Here is a 17,305-nt window from a genome sequence, read left to right on the forward strand (position 1 = left end):
TTCATAAGGGATATAAATCGTATCTCTTAATAATTTGTCTAATCTCAAAACAGACTTTTTTATGTGTCAATTTATTGTTTGATGCAATTATTATTCCCTCTTGCGCAAAATCTTTCTTTCCATAGGATAAAGATTTATTTTCTAAATTTGTAATTGCTCCTCCAGCAGCTTTTAAAATAGCTTCTGGAGCAGAGAAGTCCCAATCTTTTGGGGAACTTCTATCGGGCAAGCTTAAGCATATGTATATATCACTTTCACCTCTTATAATTGAAGCAATTTTACAACCAATACTTCCCATGATTTTGACTTCCTTAAAGCCGACTTTCTTTATTAATTTATTGAGATTTAAATTCCTATGATTTTTACTAGTAACTATTACCATCTCTTTAAGATCTTTACTAATAGAATTGCAAGAAATAACTTTTTGACTGCCACGATTTTCACACCATACCTTTTCTCCATCTGCAATCCACAGTTCATCCCTTTCAGGGATTAAAACCACTCCTAAATAAGGACTTTGTTTATAGTTTAATGCCAAATGCATAGCATAATTTTCAGTACCTTGTATAAAATCCTTAGTTCCATCAAGAGGGTCCAAAACCCAAACCCAATCAGAATTTAAATCGCAATATCCAGATTCCATTTTTACATTTTCTTCGCTTAAAATTTTCCAACCAATATCCTTATATTTTTCATTAATTCTTTGAATAATTAATTTATTAACATTCAAATCAGCCAAAGTAACTGGATCTTCAATATTATTATTTTTAATAATATTGCTTTTATTGCTTGAATCTTTTAGTATTTGAGAATAATAAAGCAAGATTTCAGAAGCTTCCCAACTAAATAATTTCAAATCATCGATAAGATCTTTTATTTCTACACCAGATGGTAATTTAATCACAAAATGAATATTAAATATTCATCTTCTCATAAAAACCAAGAACCGGAAAGTGGTTTTTTATATATTGTTGGGACACCTATTGGAAATTTAAATGATATATCAATAAGAGCACTTACGATTTTAGAAAATGTCTCTTTAGTTATATGTGAAGATACTAGGCAAACAAAAAAGATAATGAGCAGATATGAATTTACTAACAATCTCATAAGCTTCAATGAGCATAATTCTTTTAAAAAGATCCCTAAATTGATTGATAATTTAAAGTCGGGCAAATCTATTGCATTAGTTAGTGATGCTGGCATGCCAAGTATTTGTGACCCTGGTGAGAACCTTATCAAAGCTGTAAGAAACCTAGGTTTAAATATAACTTGTATACCTGGTCCATCTGCGCCAATAACCGCTTTGGCATCAAGTGGTTTTCCATCTTCAAAATTTACATTTGAAGGTTTTCTTCCTAAAAAAAGTTCCGAAAGGAAAAAAATTCTTCTTAATATAAGCAAGAATCAAAAAACAACAATTTTATTTGAGTCACCTAATCGCTTAAAAAGATTATTGAGTGAATTAAAAGAATATTGTGGAGGGGATAGAGAAATTCAAGTTTCGAGGGAATTAACAAAAAAATTTGAAGAACACATTGGGTACAGCATCAATGATGCGATAGATTTTTTTGAAAAAGAAGAAGTTTTAGGTGAAATTACATTAGTAATAAAAGGCACATCTCAAAATCCTAAAGATTTTGAATTTGATTATATTGAATTAAGGGAAGAACTACATAATTTAATAAATGCAGGTTTAAGCTTATCTGCAGCTTCTAAATATCTGGCAAAAAAAAATAAACTTACTAAAAGACTAATTTATAATATGTTTTAAGATCTTATTAATTTAAATTTTCATGATTTTACAATTTAGAAAAATATTTCTGAACTTTACTTTTAATCTATGTTTGTTTTTAATTCTTATAATTGGTATACAAAATAGTTCTGAAAAGCGAAAAGTCAATTTAATAATAAGAGATACCATAAGATTACCAGTGAGTTTTATAGTTGGTGTTAGTTTCATAAGTGGATCTTTAGTTGGAAGTCTTCTATTACTAAATCCAAAAAAAGATATTAATTAAGGGCTCTTATAAAGCTATCAATTTTTCTTCATTTACTATTCTTGTAATCCCTCTAGAAATTAATATAGGTGATACAATTTCAAAAACTTCTGTGTTAGGGACTTTAATTACTTTTTGATCTTTATTACAAAACCTTTTTGCAATTTTTATATCATTAAAAATTTCAATTGTCTTTCTATTAAGCTCTTCTGGAGCAAGAAAATGCCAATCTGGATAATCTTTAAGAAACTTCGTTTCCAATTCAATTTTTTTATCTACTACCAGATAAACGATCTTCGGGAAATCAACCTCCGCAATAGGTATTGAAGATAAATCTTTTTGCTTCGAACTCTTAATCTCATAATTTAAAGGAACTATTTCTGTAAAGGCATTTTGTGATGGCGATAAATCTTCTACATTTTTATGTAATAAATCTTTATCAGGCATATTTTTATGCTGGTTTTTTGTATCTAAATAATCCTTATCATAAAGTTCAGATTCTTTTTCTTTGAAGTTAATAATCTGTTTGTTTAATTTACTTTTTTTGAATAACTCTTCATATCTCTTTTCACCAAGATTTTTCTTCAAATTCCTAACTATAGTTAATTTTGTAAAATTAAACTCTTTGGATAATTGATCAACAGATTTTCCTGAGATAAAAAATTTAACGATCTCTTCCTTTTGTTTCTCAGAAAGCTTTTTAGCCAAAATCAATTTGCGACTGTTTATATTCTATTAGATATCCTAAAAAGTTAATTTAACCTAGATTTCTTTAGTAATAAAATATTTAAAAGAATTAGTATTATTGTTTGTGTAATAACTGTCAGATATAATAATTAAATGCTTCCTTAGCTCAGCTGGATAGAGCAACTGCCTTCTAAGCAGTGGGCCGCAGGTTCGAATCCTGCAGGAAGCGTAAGTTACATAAAATGAGTTGGTGAAAATGATAAATATTCTTATTGAGTTAAATTTTCTGAATATTCTGGAAAGCTGATATAGAAAATATTTATGAAATCAATAAATATCAATACTTTTTTATTCAAAAATATTAAAGAGGACATAGAAAATAAATTTTTTTTATTAGGAATTTTCTTTCTAGCATCAGCACCTTTTGTTGGAACTATCATTCTTTTATATCCTTTATCAAAAGGTATCATTAAAAAAAGGTCTGAAATTTTTAAAGATAAATACAATATCGCTTTAATTTTTGTCTCTTTAATTATGGTTTTGAAGTGTATATTATCTCAATTTAGTCAAATAAATAATTTAGATTCTTGGGATCCCATATTAAATTGGATTGGCTTATTAAATTGGATTCCACTTTTTCTTTGTTTTATTGGTTTTCAACCATATCTAAATTCAGCACAAAAAAGACTTGTTTTATCCAAAGTATTCATAGCAAGTTCTATACCAATTTTGCTAAGTGGTTTTGCTCAATTTTTCTTTAAAATTAATGGTCCTTATCAATTAATGGACGGGCTTATTATTTGGTATCAAAGACCTATTAATGGAGGAGGATTAACAAGTGTATTTAATAATCCAAATTATGCCGGCGGATGGCTTACTTTAATTTTCCCTTTATGCTTATCTGTGCTTTTCATAAATAGCAAAAAAAGATCAAGAATTAAATCTATAGTGAGTTTAATTATTTGTATATTATTTACAACATGTATAGTCCTAACAAATTCTAGAGGTGCATGGATTGGTCTCATAGTATCTATACCAATTGTTCTAGGAAAAGTTACTTTATTTTGGTTAATTCCATTAATAATTATTTTCGTAGTAACAATCCTAGTTACTTTAATACCTTCTATGCCGATAGAATTTAAAGCTTTCATGGAAAATTTTATTCCTGATAAAGTCTTTTCGAAATTCAGTGAAATTTTTCTTAATCTTAAAAATTTTCCTAGGTTAGATATTTGGAAAAATTCATTTTTATTTATTAGAAATCGTCCATTATTAGGTTGGGGGGCATCAACTTTTTCAATATTATATTTTCAAAAAACAAATTTCTTAAACAATCATGCTCATAATCTGTTTTTGGAATTATCTATAAATTATGGAATTATTGTTTCACTTATAATTTTTCTCACGATTTCTTCAATTATAATAACCTCTTATTTTTTTATTTTTAAAAGAGAAAATAATTTAGAAATTATCAATGACAGATCTTGGTGGGCAGCTACCTTTATTTTTATTTTATCTCATTTGTATGATGTTCTTTATTATGACTTAAGAATAAGCATTTCAAGCTGGATATTCATCGCGGGATTAAGGGCTATAATAAGTGAAAATAAAAGCCTCACAAATCTTAAAAAAATTTAATTTGTAGATAAGTCTTAAAGTAATGAATCAATCCATTTTATATAAGAATAATTTTTCCTAAGGACCTATAATCTATGATTAATTCAAATAATAGAAGAAAGGGAATCATTCTTGCAGGCGGCGTAGGTTCAAGATTAAGTCCCTTAACAAAAGCAACCAGTAAACAATTACTACCTATATACGATAAACCAATGATCTATTATCCTCTTACGACTTTAATGATGTCTGGGGTAAATGAAATACTTGTTATATGTAGAAAAGATCATCTCTCATCTTTTAAAAAATTACTTGGTAATGGAAATAGTTTGGGCTTATCAATTGAATACGAGTGTCAGAAGAAACCAGAAGGTATAGCACAAGCCTTTTTGATAGCAGAGCAATTTCTTCATAATTCCACTTGTGTTTTGATTCTTGGGGATAATTTATTTTATGGTAATGATTTGATTTCTCAACTTCAAGATGCGAATAAAAATGACAAAGGGGCTACTCTTTTTGTTTATCCTGTTAGCGATCCATGGAGATATGGCATAGTAAATTTTGATAAAAATAATAAAGCTGTAAATATTGAAGAGAAGCCTAAAAAGCCATCTAGTAATTTTGCTGTCACAGGTATTTATTTTTTTGATAATAAAGTAATTAACTTTGCGAAGGAATTAAAGCCCTCTTCAAGAGGAGAATTAGAGATAAGTGATATAAACCAAAGATATCTTGATGAAAATGAATTAAATATTCAAACTCTTGGAAGAGGAATTGCATGGCTCGATACAGGCACATTTGATGCACTGCAAGAGGCAGGAGAATTCATAAGAACAATAGAAAAAAGACAAGGTTTAAAAGTTGGATGTCCTGAGGAGATTGCATGGAGAAATGGTTGGATAAACGATATTGAACTTAGAAAACTTGTGAAAAAAGAAAAAAATAAGGAATATGGAAAATATTTAAAAAATATATTAGAAAATTATTGAATGAAAATTGAAAAGATCATTAGTAATAAAGGGAATTTACTTTCAGGCCCCTTCTTAATCAAACCAGATTTAATTATTGATAAGAGAGGGATTTTCTTTGAAAGTTGGAATAAGAGACTTTTCGATGATGCGATAAATCAAAGAGTTGATTTTGTACAAGAGAATGAATCCATATCTTTTATTGGAATTTTGCGAGGATTACATTTTCAATTAAACCCAACTGCCCAAGGAAAATTAATAAGGGCAACAAACGGAGAAATATTTGATGTTATGGTTGATCTAAGAAAAAATTCTTCTACTTTTTTAGATTGGTTTGGAACAGTACTTAATGAAGAAAATAATTTTCAATTATGGGTTCCGCCTGGATTCGCTCATGGATTTCTTACTCTGAGTGAGAAGGCAAGAGTCTGCTACAAAGTCACTAATTATTGGTCGAGAAAGGATGAGCGATCTTTGATTTGGAATGAGAATAAAATTGGAATTAAATGGCCACTTAATAAAATAAACGAAACTATTCCTAAGTTATCAAAGAAAGATATGGATGCTAAAAATATTGATTATTTAATTAGAAATGGAGAAGTTTTTTGATTAAGGTTCTTCTCACTGGCGCATCAGGTCAATTAGGTCATAGCCTGATAAAAACAAAGCCAGCAAATATATATTTAATTACCCCTAGAAGGGAAGAATTAGACATAATCAACACTAAAGCATGCTTTGAAAAGACTTTAGATATTAAGCCAGATTGGATTTTAAATTGTGCGGCCTACACATCCGTAGATTTAGCAGAATCAAATCATGAGATTTGTTTTAAAATAAATAGAGATGCTCCAAAATATTTTGCAAAAGCATTAAATATTACTGGGGGTAATTTAATTCAAATCAGTACTGATTATGTTTTTAATGGTAATCAAAATTACCCTTATTTAACTGATCAAATAAAAACTCCCATAAATATATACGGCAGAAGTAAAGCAGAAGGAGAAGATGAAATTCAAAAAGAAATGACTAATTTAAAAAATTACTACATCTTGAGGACAAGCTGGCTGATGGGAGAAAAAGGGGTTAATTTTGCATCAAAGATTATCAACTTACTTTCTAAAAAAGATAAAATAGATGTTGTTTCAGATCAATTTGGTTCTCCAACTACTACATTATCACTGGCAAATGTAATATGGAACTTCATATCAAAAGATAAATTTATAAAAAAACATAAACCTAATAGATACCCTATTTATCATTGGAGTGATGATGGTATTACTTCATGGCATAAATTAGCTCTTGAAATATACTCAATAGGATTAAATTTAGGTTTAATAGAGACAAATAAAACAATAAATCCTACCAAGAGTTCAGATTACGAAACAAATGCGCTAAGGCCATCATTTTCAGTGCTTGATTGCAAATCCACCCAAAACTTATTAAATATTGAGAGAATACCTTGGCAGAAATCTATCCATCAAATGTTAATAGAAAAATTTAAAGAAAAAAACCTTAATATTTAAAATTTATTTTTTTAGTTATTTTATAATAATATTATGAATAAGAAAATATTAGTAACTGGTGGAGCAGGCTTTATAGGGGGGGCATTAATTGAAAGATTACTTAAAGAGGAACAAAATATCATTTACAATATTGATAAATTATCTTATAAAAATGGATTAACTAGAATTAGTGAGTTTAATAAAAACAATAGACACAATCATTATTTAATTGATTTAACTAATAAAGAATTTTTAATAAATTTATTTGAACAAATTAACCCTGATGTTATTTTTCACCTAGCAGCTGAGAGTCATGTAGATGTCTCTCTAATTAATCCTGCAAAGTGCATGCAAAGCAATGTATTGGGCACATTTAATTTACTAGAAGCAACTAGGATATATTGGAATAAAATAACAAGTTCAAAGAGAGAAAATTTTAAATTTATTCATGTAAGTACAGATGAGGTCTTTGGCAGCCTTAGTAAGGATGGCAAATTTAATGAAGGTTCGAATTATGATCCTAGAAGTCCATATTCGGCATCAAAAGCTGCTAGTGATCATTTAGTTAATGCATGGTTCCACTCTTATTCAATACCAACAATTATTACAAATTGTAGTAATAATTATGGGCCTTTTCAATTTATAGACAAACTAATCCCACTAGCCATAACAAATGGGATTAATAATTTACAAATTCCTTTATATGGTGATGGATTAAATATTAGAGACTGGCTATTTGTAGAAGATCATATTGATGCATTAATTCTTGTTTACAAAAAAGGCAGAATTGGAGAAAAATATTGTGTTGGAGGTTATGGTGAGAGAACTAATAAAGAAGTATTAGAAAAAATTTGCAATATTCTTGATATTTTTGTTCCTAAAGAATATCTACATAGGGAATTAATTAAGAAGGTTCAAGATAGAGCTGGTCATGATAGGCGTTATGCAATAGATTCAAATAAGATTACAAAAGAGCTTAATTGGATACCAAAAATATCATTTGATAAGGGTATTGAATTAACTGTCAATTGGTATCTAGAAAATAGAAATTGGTGGAAATATTTAAAATAAAATGAAATCTAACCTTCCCTATACTATAAAAGAAAATATCGCTAATTATTTTGGCTTATCATTACCTATATGGATGCAAAGTAGAAAAAGTTTATTAATCTATTACTTCTTAGACCTAGCAATATTTATATTTTTTTATTTAAGTAATTCTATAAAAACAACTTCAATAGATAATTTAAAGTTAATTAGCTTATCATTATCATGGGGATTATTTAGTTATATATTTGGAAGATATAGTAAGGAAAATAAATACTCTAACGCAATCATTCAAATTTATTACTTATTAATAAAGACAATATTTGTTTTAATATTTGTATACATTATTGATAAAATTATTTTAATATTCATACCATTCTTATTCCCTATTGGTCGAAATTCGTTTTTATTAATTGGGATATCTAGTGCATTTATTCAATCATTAAGATTAATTCTTCTTAATTCTTTAAATAAAAAAAATAAATCAATTTTTATTTTTGGCGAAGAGGATGATATCAAAACATTTAAAAGAGAATCAAAAATTTTTTTAAAAAACAAAAATACAAATATTTTAAAAATGGATTGCATTAGTGATCTTTTTTTAATTAAAGAAAGAGACTTTAAAACTATCGTTATAGCTTCAGAGGGTATAAAATTTGACAATAGCGAATTTCTTATTAATGAGACTTTTAAAAATAATTTAGAAATACTTAACAAATCTGAATGGTTCGAGAAATATGTCCATAAGATTCCATCTCAATTCATCACATTAAATTTTATAAATTACACTAATAAATATATAAATAGCAATAAAATTCATATGAGGATAAAAAGGATGGCTGATGTTTTTTTGAGTCTTATATTATTATTCTTAACTTTTCCAATAATTTTTGTTGTAGCACTATTAATAAAATTAGAAGATAATGGGCCTATATTTTATAACCAAGTTAGAACAGGTCTTTTTGAACAGCCGATAATAATAAGAAAATTAAGGTCAATGAAAATCAACTCTGAAAATAATGGAGCCGTTTGGGCGAATAAAAATGACAAAAGGATTACAAAGATAGGAAGATTAATAAGAAAAACAAGAATTGATGAATTACCTCAATTAATAAATGTTTTAATTGGAGACATGAGTTTAATTGGACCACGACCAGAAAGACCTCAACTTGAAGAAAAGCTTAACGAAAAGATTCCTAACTATAAATATAGGCATATTATTAAACCTGGTCTAAGTGGGTGGGCTCAGGTTAATTTTCCATATGGTTCATCAATATCTGATTCTTCTGAGAAACTAAGTTATGATCTCTTTTACATACAAAACAAATCTATATGGTTAGATTTATTAATATTTATTCAAACAATTAAATTAATTTTCAAAATGAAAGGTTATTAATTTGGAATGATTTTTGATTGCTTTTTATTTTTCCAAGAATTAGATTTACTAGAAATCAGATTAAATTATTTGTATGAATATGTTGATAAATTTATTATTGTAGAATCTTGTCAAACATTCAACGGTAAACAAAAGAACTTCAATTTCGAGAATTACAAAGATAGGTTTGATAAATTTTCTAATAAAATAATTTATTATAAAATAAATGATTTCCACCATACTCCTGAAGAACTATATCAATATCTTGCAAATCATAAAAATTCGAAAAAAAGATTTATATCAAAATTGATGGAAAGTCATTCGCACTATAATAAAAAGTATTTATGGTGGGTACTAGATTCATATCACAGAGAATGTATACACCTAGCATTAAGAAAAATTTGCAATTCTAATGATTTAGTTATTTTTTCAGATTTAGATGAAATTCCTTCATTAAAAGTATTTGATCTAATTAAAAAAAACGAAGGATTAATTTTTCCATTAGTTTGTGAACAATATGAATTTAAATATTATCTAAATAGTCTTAATAATTCAAAGTGGCTAGGTTCGATTATATCTCCATATTCATACTTAGAAAATAAATCACTAAATCTTATGAGGAAAGAATCTGATAGATTTAAGAAGATAATAAATGGTGGTTATCACTTTACTTCATTAGGGGGCGCAATATTATTAAGATCCAAGATTGAAAATTGGGGGCATCAAGAATTTAATCTAGATGACATAAAAAATAATCTTAAACATAATTTATTAACTGGTAGAGATGTTTTTTATAGATTAGGAATTCCGAAAAATAAGGTAATTGATATAGAAAAGGAGAAGATTTTTGATATTAAAATTAGAAAAATCCTTATGAAATATAACCAATTGCAAATCAAATACATTATCAAGGAGGATTTATTTGATGTAATGAAGTATAGATATATTCAATTAAAAATATATATATCATTAATAAATAAAAATCCTTTAGGGGCATTTAAGAAATTAAAAAAAATTTTTATTGAAAAAATATCAATAGTATTAAATATTTTTTCTATGGTATATAAATAAAAATGAGAAGTTTAAAAAATGAATATGAGAAATATAAAGAATTAACTTTAAGTCTTCTTTCACATAAAAATTTAACTGTTAACACAATTTCATTATTTATAATTTATGGATTTAATTTTCTTATTAGTCTATTAGTTCTTCCGCATCTAATAAAGAGTTATGGCATTTCTAAATGGGGAGAAGTAGTTTTTCTTCAATTAGTTCTTAATTATTTAATTTGGATAATTGATTGGTCATTTAATCAATATAGTTCTAAATTTATTTCTATAAATTCTAATAAATTTAAAGAACTTAAAAATGTATTTAGAGAAACTTGGACTGCTCAATTTATTCTCACGATTTTAAGTATTTTTATAAGTTTTTTCCTATTATATTTTTTGGGGGAAGAAACGCTTTTCTTGCCATTTTTTTTAATTCTCATTGGTAACTTCTTACAACCATATTGGTTTCTAAATGGTTTAGAAAAGATCTATGAAAGCGCACTCCTTCAATTATTTCATAAAGTTTTTTTCGCTTACCTAACAATCTCTTTTATAAATAATTCTTCTGAAGTAAAGACATATTTTCTCTACTATAGCCTTAGCTTTTTTATAACTGGGATTTTCTATCAAATTAGAGTTTCAAGTAAATATAAAAATTTAATAGGATTAATTAGCTTTTGGAAAGGTTTTCGTACTATAAAAAAAAGTTCAGGCTTATTTATTTCGTCTATTTTAGGCTCTTTAATAAATTCGTCATTGCCTCTTTTAATTAGTAGCTTTCTTGGCACTGGGAAGCTTGGCATGTTTAATATAGCCGACAGAATCAAAGGGATTTCCGTTCAATTATCACACCCTCTTAGCCATTCCCTTTATCCAAGAATGACAAAAGAATATTATAAAAGTAAAAATAAAGGTAATAAAATTCTTAAATATTTTTTATACCTTTTCCTTTCAATAACTATCGTTAGTTTTATCTTTTTAAATTTATATATTAAAGAGGTAGTCTCTTACTTCACAAATGAAGATATCTTAAAAATAATTAGTATATTAAGAATACTATTATTTTCTTTTGTGATAAATGTAATAGAGGAAATTATGGTATATCAATATATGATTCCTAATGGAATGTATAAAGAAATAAATAAACTAAGAATATCAATTCTTACAACTATTATTTTAACTGGGGTCCCCTTTATATATTTTTTTGGAATTATCGGCGCTGCTTATTCAAATTTAATTTCAGAATTAGTTGGATTAATCTATGTCCTAACCAAATATAATAGAACTAAAAAACAGCCCTACAAAAAAGAAAGTTTTTAATATGATTTTATTAAAATTCAAAAAAGGGCAAGGTCTTGGCAATCAACTATGGAACTATGTCGTCTTAAGATCTATTGCAGATTTAAATAATTTTAAATTTAAAATTATTGACTACAAAAACTTTAAAGCAAAAGATTTTTTAGATATTCAAATATCAAATACAGAAGAAAATTATAAAAATGAAACTTATAAGAAATATAAGGAGAGTGCAATATTTGATAGTGATTTAAAATGCTTAATACATTCTTTTGATGAAAATATTTTAAATATTTCGGATAATACAATATTAGAAGGGAACTTACAGTCGGAAAGTTATCTGAAACCAAATATAGAAATATTAAATAAATATATTGGTTTAAAAGGTGTAAATAAAAACAAACAAATCAAAAAAAATACTTGTATCCTGAACATAAGAGGTGGTGAATATAAACTACATAGGAATTTAATACTTCCAAAAAGTTATTGGTTAAATGCAATAAATAATATGCTAAAAATCAACAAAGAACTTGAATTTAAAATTATTACCGATGATATCTTGTACGCTTCTAAACTATTACCTAATTATGAAATAATACAAGGAGGAATAAAAGAGGATTTTATTAACCTTTATTTTTGTAATTATGCAATATTATCAAATTCAACATTTGGTTATTTCCCAGTTAAATTAGGCATGAAACCTGAAAAAGTTATAGCACCATACCAATGGGCAAGATTTGGAAATACTAAAAATAGATGGGTCTCCCCTTGTAACTATTATAAGGATTGGTTATGGCAAAATATAGATGGTAATTTAGTAGATGAGAGAGAGATAAATAACTCCATAATAAATTCAAAAATTATTTATGAATCTTATAATATTAGAACAAATTCTGAAGCACTTAAGAGATTAAATTTTAAAGATTTAATTCCAAGCAAATTTAAAAAGCCCGTCAAAAAATTACTTTCAAAGATATTTCCACTTTTAATTGGGTGATCGCTTAATACCTTATGGAACAAGTTAAAGAAATAAAAAAAAGATTTTTAAGGGAAGTCGAAAAAAATAATATATGTATTTCAGAAAATCCTAAGGGGACTGATATTTTTTGGCCTAAATCATTTGCAAATTTATATTATCAAGATGCATTTTGTAAAATTTATGCTCAAAATAAATCTCCAGTTATCTTGCAAATAAACGAGTCCAACGAAATCATACATAATTTATGGATTGGTTTTTTTAAAAATCCAGTAATAAAAAATGAATTTTTAAGTAATAATCAAAGTCTAATAAAATTTAAGGCATCATATACAGATTTTACTTTTGACATCGTAATTATAAAAAATTACAAGAGAATTGCAGATATCTACTATTTTATTGATTTTCTAAAATCTAAATTAAAAAAAAATGGGATAATAATTATTGAAAATATAAATTTTGATATTAAATTTGTTACTAAATTATTTTTGCGACATGCGTGTAAAATTTTTGATTTTAGATTTAACCGATTTCTAATTGATAACTCTATTATTGAAATAAAAAGAAATTCTCCTTTCAAAAATACGTTATTCAAAATAAACTATATGCCGCGATATATTTTTCATTTACTTGTGGAACTTGTTTACTATAGTTTATATATTTTGAATTTACTTATTCAGCAGCAAAAATAAAAAAAAATCATATATAATAAATCAAAATATAACTTGATTTTTTGAGAAAAAGCTTAACGATTCTTGCAGTAGCTGATACAAAAATAACTGAGACTATCAATTCTCTTAAGATATCTTCAAAGAAGATTAAGTATAAGAAAGTAGTTCTTTTAAGTTCAAAGCATATAAATCGCTCCTATATTTTTAAGGAACTGGAGATTATAAAGATTGAGCCCCTAAAATCTTTAAAAGATTATAATCATTTCATAATATATCATCTTCACAAGTATGTTTCATCTTCTCATATACTTCTGGTTCAATGGGATGGATTCATAATTAATGGAAAAAAATGGGAAGATAAATTCCTCGATTATGACTATATTGGGGCTCCTTTTATTCCAAGAGCAAAAAATTTTGATTATTCAAGAGATCAGTTTGGAGACTTTTATAGTATTGGTAATGGAGGCTTTTCTCTTAGAAGTTTAAATCTATTAAGAGCGGCTTCAAAATATGAACTTAGTGATGAGAAATCTCGAACTCAGAATCATGAAGATGGTTTTTTTTCCGTCTATCATAGAAAATTTCTAGAATCAAAAGGATTCAGGTGGGCTCCATTCTCTCTAGCAAAAAAGTTTGCGATTGAAACTCCTCTGAGCTTTCGTGATTTTTTTGATTTACCCTTTGGTTTTCATGGGAAAAAATTATTTAAAATTCATCCAAAAATTTTATTTATAAGATTTATTAGTATTTTTCTATAGAAAAGATAAATTTATTGTCACTTAATTCTAAATAAAAATAATAAATTATCTTTTTTTCAAGCACTTTAATCGTATTATAATATCAATTCAAATTATGAAAAAATAATCTAATGGGGAAGTTTGTACCGCCAAAAGATATAAAAAGAATATGTTGTATTGGAGCAGGTTATGTTGGAGGTCCATCAATGGCCGTTATTGCTGATAATTGTCCTAATATCAAAGTCACTGTAGTTGATATAAATAAAGAAAGGATCCAATCTTGGAATAGTGAGAATTTTGAAGACTTGCCAGTATTCGAACCTGGTCTAAAAGAACTCATAAAAAAAAATAGAGGTAAAAATCTTTTCTTCTCAAATAACGTGAAGAAAGAAATTGAATCATCGGATATGATTTTTTTATGCGTGAATACTCCTACAAAAATAAAAGGAATTGGCTCTGGCAAAGCTAGTGACTTAAAGTGGCTAGAAATATGTGCTAATGAAATTTCGAATCATGCTAAAAACAATACTATTATTGTAGAAAAAAGTACGGTTCCAGTCAAAACAGCCGAAATTCTTGAAGAAATCTTAAGTGAAAGCAATTCTGGAAACAATTTTTCCGTATTATCAAACCCAGAGTTTTTAGCTGAAGGAACAGCTATAAATGATTTGCTGAATCCAGATAGGATACTAATTGGTGGTAAAGACAAAAATTCTATTGAAATCCTCTCAAAGATTTATATGAATTGGGTAAGCCCTGAGAAAATAATAAAAACAAATATTTGGAGTAGTGAATTATCCAAACTCTCTGCAAATGCGTTTCTCGCACAGAGAATTAGCTCAATAAATTCAATCTCTGCTATATGTGAAGAAACGGGTGCTGACATTAATGAAGTTTCAAAATCAATTGGTGCAGACAGTCGTATTGGTTCTAGATTTTTACAGTCAGGGCCTGGATTTGGCGGAAGTTGTTTCAAGAAAGATATCTTAAATTTGATTTATCTTTGTGATTTTTTTAAACTGCCTCAGATTTCTAATTATTGGGAAAGCGTGCTAAAAATAAATGATTGGCAGAAAAGAAGAATCTCAAAAATTATAGTTGAAAAACTTTTTGGAACTGTTAGTGAAAAAAAGATTGCAATACTTGGTTTTGCTTTTAAAGCGGATACTAACGATACCAGAGAATCGCCCTCAATATCAATTTGCCAAGATTTATTAGAGGAAGGGGCAAAACTATTTATTCATGATCCAAAAGTAAAGTCTGAACAGATAAATTTCATACTTAACGAATCTCTTTTAAATTGTGATACTAAATTTGATGGTACATGGGAGTATTCTCAAGACATAGATAATGTAATTAAAGACGCTCATGCAATTATTATTCTGACCGAATGGGAAGAATATTCAAAAATAAAATGGATAGATAAAGAAGGTTTACTTAAAAAACCCTTGTGGATATTTGATACAAGATCAATAATAGATATTGAAGAAATTAACAAGACAAAAATTAAACTATGGAGACTTGGTAGTAAAACAATAAATTTAAATTCATCGCAAAAAAATTAATCAAACTTCAAAATGTCACTTAATCAAACACGCAATCTAGTTACTGGTGGGGCAGGTTTCCTTGGATCACATCTTATTGATAAATTAATAGAATCAGGACAAGAAGTTGTTTGTATTGATAATTTTTATACTGGAAGAAAAAGCAATCTTAATCAATGGGTAGGCAATCCTAAATTCGAATTAATCAGACATGATATTACAGAACCTATACTTGTAGAAGTTGATAGGATTTGGCACTTAGCATGTCCTGCTTCTCCAATTCAATACCAATCCAATCCAATAAAAACAGCAAAAACTAGTTTTTTAGGGACATACAATATGCTTGGTTTAGCAAGAAGAACAAGAGCAAGAATTTTTTTAGCATCTACAAGTGAAATCTATGGTGACCCTGAAGTACATCCTCAACCTGAAAACTACAGAGGAAATGTTAATACCATTGGGCGAAGAAGTTGCTACGACGAAGGCAAAAGAATCGCAGAAACATTATGCTTTGATTATAAAAGAATGCATTCAACAGAAATAAGAGTTGGGAGGATATTTAATACGTTCGGACCAAGAATGTTAAAAGATGATGGAAGAGTTATAAGTAATTTTATAGTACAAGCATTAAAAGGTAATTCTTTAAAAATTTATGGCGATGGGAGTCAAACGAGAAGCTTCTGTTATGTCTCAGATTTAATAGAAGGTATTTATAAATTTATGAATAGTGATTTTTCAGGCCCAATAAACTTGGGAAATCCAGAGGAATTTACAATCATTGAACTCGCAAAAATAATTATTGATAAAATTAATCCCTCGTTGGAGATTGAGTATAAAGAACTACCTGAAGATGACCCTAAAAAAAGAAGGCCTGACATTAAACTTGCGAAAGAAGTAATTCAATGGGAGCCTAATATCAGTCTTTCTGAAGGATTAGATAAGACAATAGAATATTTTAAAAGTTTTTACTAAAAATTATTTCGCCCTAAGAAACTTTTTATAAAAAACAACCACTAATCTGCTGGGCAAAAGTCGGATGGATGACCTTAATAAGAAAGAAGGTAAAAAAAAGATAAAATCTTTAAAAGAATATTTCCAAAAAGTTTTAAATAATCTCATTTCATTAAACACCATATTTAAGCCAATTCTTCTAGAAATTATTTGATTTGATTTCATTGCCACTAAATATTCCTCTAAATTAGAACATCTTAATCCACTATGAATTGCTCTAATCCATAAATCATAATCTTCATAAAAAGGAAAATGTCTATAGCCTCCATCTAATTTAAGAATTGAGTCAAGTTTAAAACAAATTGATGGGTGATTAAAGGGATTTCTAAATGGAATCATATTTTTTATTTTCTCTTCACTTGTAGGTACCTTTTTAATGGAAATAATATTATCCACATTATTAATGAATTCAGAAACATAAGATCCTGAAATATCATAATTTCCTTTGTTCATAAAAGAAATTTGTTTTTCTGCTCTTGATGGCAAATTATAATCATCAGTATCGAAGCGAAGAACATATTTTGAGTCGCATAATTTAAGTCCTTCTCTTAGTGCAATACCCAATCCATAATTCTCATCAAGCTCTAAAAGATCAATTTTTAAATAGACTTTAAAACTATTAACTATTTCAAATAAATCATATTTAACCGGTCCATCAAAAACTAGAACAACCTTTTTTGGTTTTAATATTTGTTTATGAATTGAAATTAAAGCATAATTCAATTCTTCTGAAGAAGTTTTGAAGTAAGCTGAACCTAAAAAATCATAAGTCATATAATAAATTTTTAAAAATATATTTATTGATTTATAAGTAACCTATTTTTT

18 protein-coding genes and 1 tRNA gene are annotated in these 17,305 nt (G+C 27.2%); 16 read left to right on the forward strand and 3 right to left on the reverse strand.

Annotated features, from left to right (window positions below; translation table 11 throughout):
- Position 1: 1 nt before the first annotated feature.
- On the reverse strand, positions 2–904 hold the full coding sequence (locus EU92_RS07610) for a 3'(2'),5'-bisphosphate nucleotidase CysQ (RefSeq protein ID WP_032512969.1): 903 nt from the start codon (positions 902–904) through the stop codon (positions 2–4).
- A gap of 3 nt (positions 905–907) precedes the next feature.
- On the opposite strand from EU92_RS07610, the gene rsmI reads away from it, so the two are divergent.
- Positions 908–1,774 carry a 16S rRNA (cytidine(1402)-2'-O)-methyltransferase gene (rsmI, locus tag EU92_RS0108740; protein ID WP_032512971.1) on the forward strand — a complete coding sequence of 289 codons (867 nt, stop codon included), beginning with the start codon at positions 908–910 and terminating at the stop codon, positions 1,772–1,774.
- Positions 1,775–1,796: 22 nt separating this feature from the next.
- Entirely contained in the window at positions 1,797–2,021 is a 225-nt protein-coding gene (locus EU92_RS0108745; RefSeq protein WP_032512972.1) for a hypothetical protein, read from the forward strand.
- A 6-nt stretch (positions 2,022–2,027) separates the two neighbouring features.
- Here EU92_RS0108745 and EU92_RS07605 read toward each other — a convergent pair whose 3' ends face one another.
- Positions 2,028–2,708, reverse strand: coding sequence for a hypothetical protein (locus EU92_RS07605; RefSeq protein ID WP_032513172.1), 681 nt, complete (start codon positions 2,706–2,708; stop codon positions 2,028–2,030).
- 134 nt (positions 2,709–2,842) lie between these two features.
- On the opposite strand from EU92_RS07605, the gene EU92_RS07600 reads away from it, so the two are divergent.
- The 14 genes from EU92_RS07600 to EU92_RS07540 all read left to right on the forward strand — a co-directional run bounded on the left by EU92_RS07600 (position 2,843) and on the right by EU92_RS07540 (position 16,441).
- Positions 2,843–2,916 (forward strand) — tRNA-Arg (locus tag EU92_RS07600).
- A 92-nt stretch (positions 2,917–3,008) separates the two neighbouring features.
- Entirely contained in the window at positions 3,009–4,325 is a 1,317-nt protein-coding gene (locus EU92_RS07595) for an O-antigen ligase family protein (RefSeq protein WP_032512973.1), read from the forward strand.
- A gap of 74 nt (positions 4,326–4,399) precedes the next feature.
- Positions 4,400–5,290: a glucose-1-phosphate thymidylyltransferase RfbA gene (gene rfbA / locus EU92_RS07590; protein ID WP_032512974.1), complete on the forward strand. Its 891-nt coding sequence runs from the start codon at positions 4,400–4,402 to the stop codon at positions 5,288–5,290.
- Positions 5,291–5,878, forward strand: coding sequence for a dTDP-4-dehydrorhamnose 3,5-epimerase (gene rfbC, locus EU92_RS07585; protein WP_032512975.1), 588 nt, complete (start codon positions 5,291–5,293; stop codon positions 5,876–5,878). It abuts the gene before it with no gap.
- Positions 5,875–6,792, forward strand: a complete 918-nt coding sequence (gene rfbD, locus EU92_RS07580; protein ID WP_052045046.1) for a dTDP-4-dehydrorhamnose reductase — start codon at positions 5,875–5,877, stop codon at positions 6,790–6,792. Before rfbC ends, rfbD begins: the two co-directional genes overlap by 4 nt.
- A gap of 33 nt (positions 6,793–6,825) precedes the next feature.
- Entirely contained in the window at positions 6,826–7,842 is a 1,017-nt protein-coding gene (gene rfbB, locus EU92_RS07575) for a dTDP-glucose 4,6-dehydratase (RefSeq protein ID WP_032512976.1), read from the forward strand.
- Between the two features lies 1 nt (position 7,843).
- A complete protein-coding gene (locus EU92_RS09375; RefSeq protein WP_052045047.1) occupies positions 7,844–9,214 on the forward strand; it encodes an exopolysaccharide biosynthesis polyprenyl glycosylphosphotransferase in 1,371 nt (456 codons plus the stop codon).
- 6 nt (positions 9,215–9,220) lie between these two features.
- Entirely contained in the window at positions 9,221–10,264 is a 1,044-nt protein-coding gene (locus tag EU92_RS07570; RefSeq protein WP_032512977.1) for a hypothetical protein, read from the forward strand.
- Positions 10,265–10,266: 2 nt separating this feature from the next.
- Entirely contained in the window at positions 10,267–11,565 is a 1,299-nt protein-coding gene (locus EU92_RS07565) for a lipopolysaccharide biosynthesis protein (protein ID WP_032512978.1), read from the forward strand.
- Between the two features lies 1 nt (position 11,566).
- Positions 11,567–12,538, forward strand: a complete 972-nt coding sequence (locus EU92_RS07560) for a hypothetical protein (protein ID WP_032512979.1) — start codon at positions 11,567–11,569, stop codon at positions 12,536–12,538.
- Positions 12,539–12,552: 14 nt separating this feature from the next.
- Complete coding sequence (locus tag EU92_RS07555) at positions 12,553–13,209, forward strand: hypothetical protein (protein ID WP_032523507.1); 657 nt, start codon at positions 12,553–12,555, stop codon at positions 13,207–13,209.
- 41 nt (positions 13,210–13,250) lie between these two features.
- Complete coding sequence (locus EU92_RS07550) at positions 13,251–13,946, forward strand: DUF5672 family protein (RefSeq protein WP_032512981.1); 696 nt, start codon at positions 13,251–13,253, stop codon at positions 13,944–13,946.
- 110 nt (positions 13,947–14,056) lie between these two features.
- On the forward strand, positions 14,057–15,490 hold the full coding sequence (locus EU92_RS07545) for a nucleotide sugar dehydrogenase (RefSeq protein WP_032512982.1): 1,434 nt from the start codon (positions 14,057–14,059) through the stop codon (positions 15,488–15,490).
- 12 nt (positions 15,491–15,502) lie between these two features.
- Positions 15,503–16,441: a UDP-glucuronic acid decarboxylase family protein gene (locus tag EU92_RS07540; RefSeq protein ID WP_032512984.1), complete on the forward strand. Its 939-nt coding sequence runs from the start codon at positions 15,503–15,505 to the stop codon at positions 16,439–16,441.
- A gap of 3 nt (positions 16,442–16,444) precedes the next feature.
- On the opposite strand, the gene EU92_RS07535 is transcribed toward EU92_RS07540, so the two are convergent.
- A complete protein-coding gene (locus tag EU92_RS07535; RefSeq protein ID WP_032512986.1) occupies positions 16,445–17,254 on the reverse strand; it encodes a glycosyltransferase in 810 nt (269 codons plus the stop codon).
- Positions 17,255–17,305 lie beyond the last annotated feature (51 nt).

The organism is Prochlorococcus marinus str. MIT 9107 (genome assembly GCF_000759855.1).
Lineage (GTDB): Bacteria > Cyanobacteriota > Cyanobacteriia > PCC-6307 > Cyanobiaceae > Prochlorococcus_A > Prochlorococcus_A marinus_N.